General features: G+C 70.3%; 9 protein-coding genes. 6 read left to right on the forward strand and 3 right to left on the reverse strand.

Features of this window, described 5'->3' with window-relative positions; all coding sequences use genetic code 11:
• The 6 genes from E2493_RS20135 to E2493_RS20160 form a co-directional block, all read left to right on the forward strand.
• The coding region (locus E2493_RS20135) for a hypothetical protein (RefSeq protein ID WP_225421412.1) at window positions 1–343 on the forward strand (343 nt) is incomplete at its 5' end.
• A 288-nt stretch (window positions 344–631) separates the two neighbouring features.
• Window positions 632–1,102, forward strand: coding sequence for a DUF5681 domain-containing protein (locus E2493_RS20140; RefSeq protein ID WP_135090462.1), 471 nt, complete (start codon window positions 632–634; stop codon window positions 1,100–1,102).
• A 612-nt stretch (window positions 1,103–1,714) separates the two neighbouring features.
• On the forward strand, window positions 1,715–2,020 hold the full coding sequence (locus E2493_RS20145; protein ID WP_135090464.1) for an SOS response-associated peptidase family protein: 306 nt from the start codon (window positions 1,715–1,717) through the stop codon (window positions 2,018–2,020).
• A gap of 75 nt (window positions 2,021–2,095) precedes the next feature.
• Window positions 2,096–2,425, forward strand: coding sequence for a hypothetical protein (locus tag E2493_RS20150; RefSeq protein ID WP_135090466.1), 330 nt, complete (start codon window positions 2,096–2,098; stop codon window positions 2,423–2,425).
• A gap of 671 nt (window positions 2,426–3,096) precedes the next feature.
• Complete coding sequence (locus E2493_RS21995; RefSeq protein WP_225421616.1) at window positions 3,097–4,155, forward strand: hypothetical protein; 1,059 nt, start codon at window positions 3,097–3,099, stop codon at window positions 4,153–4,155.
• Window positions 4,156–4,586: 431 nt separating this feature from the next.
• Window positions 4,587–5,156, forward strand: coding sequence for a hypothetical protein (locus E2493_RS20160; protein WP_135090468.1), 570 nt, complete (start codon window positions 4,587–4,589; stop codon window positions 5,154–5,156).
• Between the two features lie 203 nt (window positions 5,157–5,359).
• Here E2493_RS20160 and E2493_RS20165 read toward each other — a convergent pair whose 3' ends face one another.
• The 3 genes from E2493_RS20165 to E2493_RS22000 all read right to left on the reverse strand — a co-directional run bounded on the left by E2493_RS20165 (window position 5,360) and on the right by E2493_RS22000 (window position 7,108).
• The gene (locus E2493_RS20165; RefSeq protein ID WP_135090470.1) at window positions 5,360–5,779 is read right to left on the reverse strand and encodes a hypothetical protein; all 420 of its coding nucleotides are present in this window, start codon (window positions 5,777–5,779) and stop codon (window positions 5,360–5,362) included.
• A gap of 458 nt (window positions 5,780–6,237) precedes the next feature.
• On the reverse strand, window positions 6,238–6,819 hold the full coding sequence (locus tag E2493_RS20170; RefSeq protein ID WP_135090472.1) for a YiiX/YebB-like N1pC/P60 family cysteine hydrolase: 582 nt from the start codon (window positions 6,817–6,819) through the stop codon (window positions 6,238–6,240).
• A 118-nt stretch (window positions 6,820–6,937) separates the two neighbouring features.
• Entirely contained in the window at window positions 6,938–7,108 is a 171-nt protein-coding gene (locus tag E2493_RS22000) for a hypothetical protein (protein ID WP_225421617.1), read from the reverse strand.
• Window positions 7,109–7,454 lie beyond the last annotated feature (346 nt).

The raw sequence follows: 7,454 nt of genomic DNA on the forward strand, positions 1-7,454 counted from the left end.
CTTCCTCAGCGAGAGCTACATCTTCGAGCACAATGACCGCTTCGCGGTCGCTGCGGCCGAGGAGGGTGATGCCTTTGTCCCGTTCGTCGGCGATCTCGCCGGCGTGCTCTGCGCCAAGCACGAGCGGGTCGTCAGCAACGACAATTGCATCCGCTTCGAGGGCTTGGTGCTGCAAATTCCCGAGCAGCGTCACCGCCGTCACTACGTCAAGGCGACCGTCCAGGTGCGTCAGCAAGGCGACGGCTCCATCGCGATCTATCACGGTCCGAGGCGCCTCGCCGGCTACATGAGCGATGGCCGCCTGGTCATCGAACAGGGAGGACCCACGAAATCGGCCGCTTAAGTCTGCTCGGCGGCCGACCTGTGGCCTCCTGGTCGGTGCTCCGCACCGCCCACGATCCCACAGGTCGAACAGGAAAGAAGCGGACATTTGATGTGCTACGAAAGCCGGACATCTTTACGTGCTAGCGACAGGGAGCGGCTCAGGATGGCGAGGTCCGTTCCGCTCGGAAAGACTTGACATTTTCGCAACTCTGTTCTATGTCTGTTCTTCTGCCGGCGCGTCCGGCGCTTGCCGGCCCGCGCGACGAAGCGTGAGGCAGGCGCGGTCCCGATTCGAAGGGAGCAGATGATGAGCGAAGGCATTCCGGAAACCCACGTCGCGCCGGGCGGGCGCGCCGCCACCCAGTTCAAGCCGGGCAATCCCGGCCGGCCGCAGGGCGCGCGCAACAAGCGGACGCGGCTGGTCGAGGCGCTGGTCGAGGGCGAGCTCGAGACGATCACGCGCCAGCTCGTCGCCAAGGCGCTGGACGGAAACCTCGTCGCGCTGCGCCTGTGCCTGCAGCACGCCGCGCCGGCCGGGAAGGAGGAGCCGGTCGCCTTCGCGCTGCCGCCGCTCGACAGCCGCACCGACGTCCACGAGGCGTCGAAGGCGCTGATGGCGGCGGTCGCCGAGGGCGAGATCACGCCCGGCGCGGCGGGCCGGGTGATGGACCTGCTGAGGAACCACCTCGCGATCATCGAGGCCCGCGAGTGCGAGGAGCCCGAGCCCGAGCCGGCCCCGCCGCCGCGGCCGCGGCCGATCGTCATCTGGAAGGACTGAGGGGGACGGGGGGCGACGCCGGCACGCGCGTGCCGGCACGGGGATCATCCCGTTGTGCGGGTGATCCCGGAAGAGCGTGACATCGATGTCCCGGTTGCGTTGCTGACGATTGCCGATCCCGGACACGGGCAGAAGCCGCGGAGCCGACGTCGCTCCAGGCCCATCCGCCCGACGCCGGATCCCGCCGGGCCGCGGCCGCGGTTCTGAGGCGGGCAGAAGAATGATCCGAGCCGAAGCCTCCCAGGCTTCCGCCCTGGCCCAACGCCAATCGTAGCCAGCGGCGTGATTGGAGGCTTCCTGCTTCCCGCTGCGACTTGGCGCCAGGTTGCAGTGGGGAGTCGTTCACGGACACGCATCAGGCAGACACAGGCCCGGCCTTGCCGGGTGGAGGAGGCGAAATGGGACTCTTCGGTGGATATGGAAAGCGGCAGAGAGAAGCGCGCGCGAGCGTCGACCGGAACGCGGCGCGGGAAGCGCATGCGCGGCAGCAAGGCGCGGCCGAGCGGAGGGCGCAGGGTGCGGCGGCGGCCGCGCAGGCTGCCCGGCTCCGCGACGCTATCGTCCGTGCGACGATCGCGGCTAGAAGGAGCCGGCAACAGGGGGAGCCGCGCAATGTGCAACCGCTACCGGATGACGGCCAAGCAGCAGGAGCTGGCGCTCAGGTTCGGGATCGACCCGGCGCTGATCATGCCGGAGCCGGACCCGCTGCCGCCGCCGGAGCTGTTTCCGAGAAGGATCGGCTGGGTGGTGCGGAAGGAGGAGGGCCGGCGGGTGCTCGACACGATGACCTGGTGCTTCCCGCCGCCGGCCGCGGCGCGGGCGCCGGTGACCAACGTACGCAACCTCGCAAGTCCTTTCTGGCGCTCGGCCCTGTCCCCGAACAGGCTGTTCAGTCGGCGGATGAGGTCGAGCAGATAAACGGGGGTGCTGCCGGGGGCGGGCGATCCCCCGGCGCCGATCGGCTTGAGGACGGTCTCGTCCTTGTCCCCGCCGGTGGGCACGCCGCCGGCGTCCTCGCGCGGTTTGATCTCGAACCCGGTGAGCGAAGCGCATCACGAAAAGCCGTTCGAAAACTATGTCGTCGAGAAGCTGGTGGGCCAAGGCTGGCTGCTCGGCGATACAAGCGGCTACGACAAGGACTTCGCTCTCTATCCGGAAGATCTGCTCGGCTGGGTCAAGGACACGCAGTCCGCGAAGTGGGACATCCGCTACACCGCCGCGCCGCCGATCCTCGCGGTGCGGCAGTGCTGGTGCCGGGTGTGCCAGTATCTCGCCTGCGGCAGCGGCTCGACCAGTGAGCAGGCGCTTAGCGCCCCACGCTAAGCGATCATGTTCGGGGAACATGATGACCTGCTCACCATGGTTGCGCGCGACGGGATGCGGGTGGAGGGGGCGCTGGCCGACTATCGCAGCGTCGCCGACAGCGGCAAATGAACAGGTCGCGACTGCCCCCGGCAGTCGCTAGCTATGTCGGGGACATAGCTACCTGTTCATATGATTCGAGCTTTTGCCCGACGTGCGGCACGCACATGTTCAGCGCGTCGGAGGAGCGGGCGCATCTGGTGGTGATGAACAGGTGCCCGCTGCCCCCGGCAGTGGGCAGCCATGTGCGGGGCACATGGCGACCTGTTCATGGTCGGCACGCTCGACGAACCGGAGCCGGGGGCGCCGCAGGATGTGATCTGGACGGCGAGCGCGCCGTCCTGGGCGTGCATCGACGCGGCGCTTACGGCGCACGTGGGGCAGGCCCCTCCACCAGCCTCCGCAGAGGCTACGGCTGGTCATGATCGTGTGTGAACTGCCCCCGGCAGTTCGCGGCGCTGCCGGGCGCAGGGCGGCCTGATCATCCCTCGTAAGGGGGCGGAATGCCGCCGGTGGTGAAGGCGGAGTAGAAGGGGAGGGCACCGCGAGCCTGGCGTTCATCAAGCCTCTGGACGCATGCGTCGCACCTCGCCAGTCTAATGGTCCGACAGAGTTTCCGTGGGGGGTGGGATATGGCAACAGCGGCAACCGCGGCGATGGCTGCGAAGCTGACTTTGGACATTGGCAGCAGCGTGATCGTGCGCGCGGTGGGAGCGACCTACCACGTCGCCGGCGCGATCAACGAGTTCATCGACCGCCACATCGCCGAGATGCGCACGTCCGACATCCCGACCGTCGAACGGTCCGGCCGCGTGCTCGAGGCGGCGAAGACCGGGTTCGGGATCGGCTATGCCGCGCCGGTGGTCGTGATCGCGGCGGGGCAGATCCTGCTAGGCAATCCGCTGAGCGCGGTCGTCACCGTCGGCTCGGCGCTCACGCTGTCGAACCCCGTGGCGATGACCTGCGCCGCCGTCGGGGCCGTCTATTACGGCTATGGCGCGCTCAGCGAGAACGAGCGCGAAGCGTTGCTGCTGCGTCTCGGCCACGGCCTGGAGATCGGCATCGAGCTTGTCCGGTCGATCATCGACTTTGCGGTGTCGAGCATCAAGCGAATCCTCAGCAGCGAGCAGATCGCCGAGTTCAAGGCGTTCGTGCGCAGCGCGGCGGAGAGCTTCGGACGGCACCTCAGCGAGGTTACCGGCTTGCTCTCGGACAAGCTCTCGGACGGCTTTGTCGTACTGAAGGAGACATCGGAGTGGGCCGCGTCCGCCGCCGTGGGCATCGCGAGCGGCGGGGTCAGCCAGGTGCGGACCGCATCGGGCTATGTCGCGAGCGCGGCGCAAAGCGGCGCGAGCGCGACCTACGACGGCGTTGCCGCAGCCATCGGAAAGCTGTCGAGCAAGGTCCGCGGAACGGAGGGCGCCGAGGCAGGAGGCACGCTCGCTGGAGAGTGTTCGGAGGGCGGCACCCGGTCTAGCGCGAAGGGTACGACCGAGATCGGCTACGTGAACCGGAATAGGCAAGAGGTCCTCCGCGCTACCGGCCAACCAGGGAATGATCACAACCAGACGATCTATGTGCTCAGGTGCGGAGAGTGCGGGCACGAATATGGCGCCAACGGATCGGACATTTTTCAGAGACGCTGTCCGGAGCATGACGGTGGCGCGGCAGGTCTGGCGTTCGAGGCGTGAGGGGGCGCAGCACGCCTTGGCGGAGACGCTGATGGCGCGAGTATCGAACTATCAGATCATCCTGGCGCTCACACGCGCGAGCCTTGATCAGAGGCTCCCCTCTGAGAGACGCGCCGAAGCCCGCAGGACTGCGGAGCAACTGCAGAGGCTGGACGAGGCGCTGGCGGCGCAGGCGAAGCAGCCAGCACCTCCGGTGGTTAGGGCGGAGGAGTAGGGGAGGCCGGGTATCGGTCGTGCCAGCCCCCCCACCACCGCCTTCGGCTGGTCATGACGAGGTGCAGGCTGCGCCCAGCAGCCTGCAGCCGTGGTCGGACCACGGCGCGCCTCGTCATTCCCCGTACCGGGGAGGAATGGTAACCCCCTCTTAGCTCCTTCCAGTCCAGTCGCCCCCCGCGCCGCGCGACCCGCGCGCGGCTCCTGGAGGAAAGACATTGCGCATCCTGATTCTCGCCCTGGCGCTCGCCGGGCCCTCCGCCGCCTCCGCCCAGGCGTTCGACTGGCGGGCGGCGGGGAGCCTGGCGCGGATCGACGGGGCGCTCGGGCGGGTCGCCGAGATGTGCGTCGGCGCCTATGGCTTCACGCCGGTCGCGGCGGCGGCGCCGGCCGCGCGGCAGCGGCGGATCGCCGCGCATCTCGGCGCGTCGGCCGCGCCCGAGGCCGAGCTCGCGCGCTGGGGCGACATCGCCGCGACGATGCAGGCGATCCTCGAGACCAGCCGGGACGATGCGCGGATCGAGCGCGCCCGCGAGGCGCTGGCCGCGGCCGGCACCGATCCGCTGCGCCGGGCGCGGGCCGAGATCGCCTATGCGGAGACGTTCCTGGCGCCGCTGCGCGCCGGCTTTGAGCAATGCGGCCGCGCGACCGCCGAGCCGTTCCTGCGCGAGGCCTATTTCGGCGGCGAGGGCAGCCTGGCCGAGCACGAGGCCCGGGCGCGGGAGATGATCGACACCTACGAGGCGCGGTTGCGCGCGCTGGCGGGAGGGACGGCGAAGGGGGAATAGGGGGGCGTTGGGGCGGCGGCTCAGCGTGTGAGCGCATCCGTGAACGCCTCGCATGGCTTCGAGTCCACCCCCACCATGTGACGCCCGGATCGTGCCCCCGGCATGATCCGGCGCGGCGTCACATTCCTCCTCATCAAGGGGGAGGAGGCCTGGCTTCGTCGCGCGAGGTGATCGGGCGTTGCGCGGCGGGCGGCGCCCGGCCTTCACTCGGCCGGGATCAGCCGGACGTGCTCCGGACCGCGGAGCCGGATCTCGTTTCCCGTCCAATCGACCCAGACGGCGTGCTGCCGCTGGCCGATCAGGCCGATGATCCTGATCCGATCGGCGTTGGTCGCGCATTCCGGCTGGACGGCGAGGATCGCGAGGGGCGCGATCGCCGCGTCGACCGCGTCCCGGCTCGCCTGAGGCATCGCGACGCCGCCCCGCGACGCGGCGAGCAGCCGCGGCGGCCGCTTCGGCGTGGTGTCCAGCGAAAGCTCCCGGGCGCCGTCCGCGCAGGTCCAGGCCGCCGTCATCCGCTGCGCAGCGGGGCGGCGGTAGGGATAGAAGATCGGCGGCGGCGCCGAGGCCGCGGCGGCCGGGCCGGGGAGCTGCAGGGCGAGGAGCAGGGCGTGAGGCAGCACGAGGACGCTCCGGGGCTTTTCCGCGAGCCTAGCATCGCGTCGCGCGACGGCAAGGGCGGCGGGGAGCAGGAAGTGCGGCCGCTGGAGGGTGGTGCCTTTCCGACCGGAGATCCATGATGGGGCTCCGCTCGCCCCCCGGGCGCGCGGGATGGGGGCCCCGTCATGGCGCCGGGATGACGACCTGGGGACGGGCGGATGCGCTCCCTTGGGCGCGGTGCCTTTCCGACCCGAGATCCCGGCCTTCGCCGGGATGACGATTTGGGGACGGGCGGTAGGGGAGCGCCCTCCACGCCGGTGCCTTTCCGACCCGAGATCCATGATGGGGCTCCGCTCGCCCCCCGGGCGCGCGGGATGGGGGCCCCATCATGGCGCCGGGATGACGACCTGGGGACGGGCGGCTCGAGGCCTGAACATTGCCTCCGGCGCCCTGGGAGTCCCCGAGTCCACCTGCTCATCCGTCAGGGCGAGAGGATCGGGAACCAGGAGGGGTTGCCCCGCAGATGGCCTACGTAGGTGAGGCGCTCGATCGCGATTTTCGCGATCCCCTGCGGCGTGACGCAATGCGCCGGCATCGTCGTGAGCGCGACGCCCGCCTTGTGGAACGCGTCGATGACCAGCTGCGAGCAGAAGAAGGCGGCCGGCTGCGCGCCGGCGATCCGGCAGAGGATCGGATCCGCGGACAGGATCGCGCCGCGCGTGGTGTACTGGCTGCCGAGGTTCGCGTCGGCATGCTTCACCACCTTCGCCGCGATCGCGGGCGTCATGAAGGGCACCCGGTAGGCGACGGCCAGCGCGGCGTGGGCGAGCGACTCCTGCAGGCTGCGCTTGACCACCCCCTGCTCCACCGCCTCGATGACCATGCCCGCGCCGACAAAGAGCGCGGCATGGCTGACCACGGATCCTGTGCCGATGCGGATCGCTCCGGACACCGGCGCGGCCGTCGTCGAGATGATGATGTCCGCGGTCTGCAGCCCCGTGTCGGCGAGGCAATTGCCGCCGACGCCGGGATCGAGCGCGATCGGAGTCTGGATGCCGAACATGGCCTGGCCCCCCTCTGGTCGCGGCCAGTCTAGCAGGAACGCGCGGGGGCCGGAAGCGCGCGCCCTCCGGCGCGCGCCGCGCGGCGCGTCCGCGAGGGACGGCGAAGCGCGAAGGGCCCTAGTGCGCGCAGTCTTCCGCGCTGCCGCCGAAGCGCTGAGGCGGCGGGACGACGACCTCGTCTCCCGTCCACAGCAGATGGACGATGTGCTGCTTCTTCTCGAACATGCCGACGATCAGGATCTCGTCCGAAGAGTCCGCGCATTGGGGGACGATCGCCGACACGATCATGCGCGCGAGCGCCGGGTTGGCTGCGTCGCGGCCGGCCTCGGGCAGCGCCGTTGCGCGCGGCGGCGAGCAGCCTCGCGGGCCGATTCGGAGTCCTGTCCATGACCAGAATGCGGTCACCGTCCGGGCAGGTGTAGGCGATGGTCTCGCGCCGGGCGACGGGATTGATGTGGTGCACCGCGCCGGGCAGCGGGGCCGGCGGGCCGGCCGCGGGGGCGGCGAGCTGCAGGGCGGCGAGCAGGGCGGGACCGACCATCTAGTGCTCCGGGCTTTCGGCGGCAGGCTAGCACGCGCTTGGGCGGCAGGGGAGGGCACGGGGGCGCGCGGCGGGCGTGGGCGCGGCCGGGGC

Origin of the sequence: Sphingomonas parva (ex Maeng et al. 2020) (assembly GCF_004564275.1) — a bacterium.
Lineage (GTDB): Bacteria > Pseudomonadota > Alphaproteobacteria > Sphingomonadales > Sphingomonadaceae > Allosphingosinicella > Allosphingosinicella parva.

Coding starts and splice junctions, on each gene's coding strand:
- E2493_RS20140 (WP_135090462.1), top strand. CDS start 632: ATGAGCGAAGGCATTCCGGAAACCCACGTCGCGCCGGGCGGGCGCGCC.
- E2493_RS20145 (WP_135090464.1), top strand. CDS start 1,715: ATGTGCAACCGCTACCGGATGACGGCCAAGCAGCAGGAGCTGGCGCTC.
- E2493_RS21995 (WP_225421616.1), top strand. CDS start 3,097: ATGGCAACAGCGGCAACCGCGGCGATGGCTGCGAAGCTGACTTTGGAC.
- E2493_RS20170 (WP_135090472.1), bottom strand. CDS start 6,819: ATGTTCGGCATCCAGACTCCGATCGCGCTCGATCCCGGCGTCGGCGGC.
- E2493_RS22000 (WP_225421617.1), bottom strand. CDS start 7,108: ATGATCGTGTCGGCGATCGTCCCCCAATGCGCGGACTCTTCGGACGAG.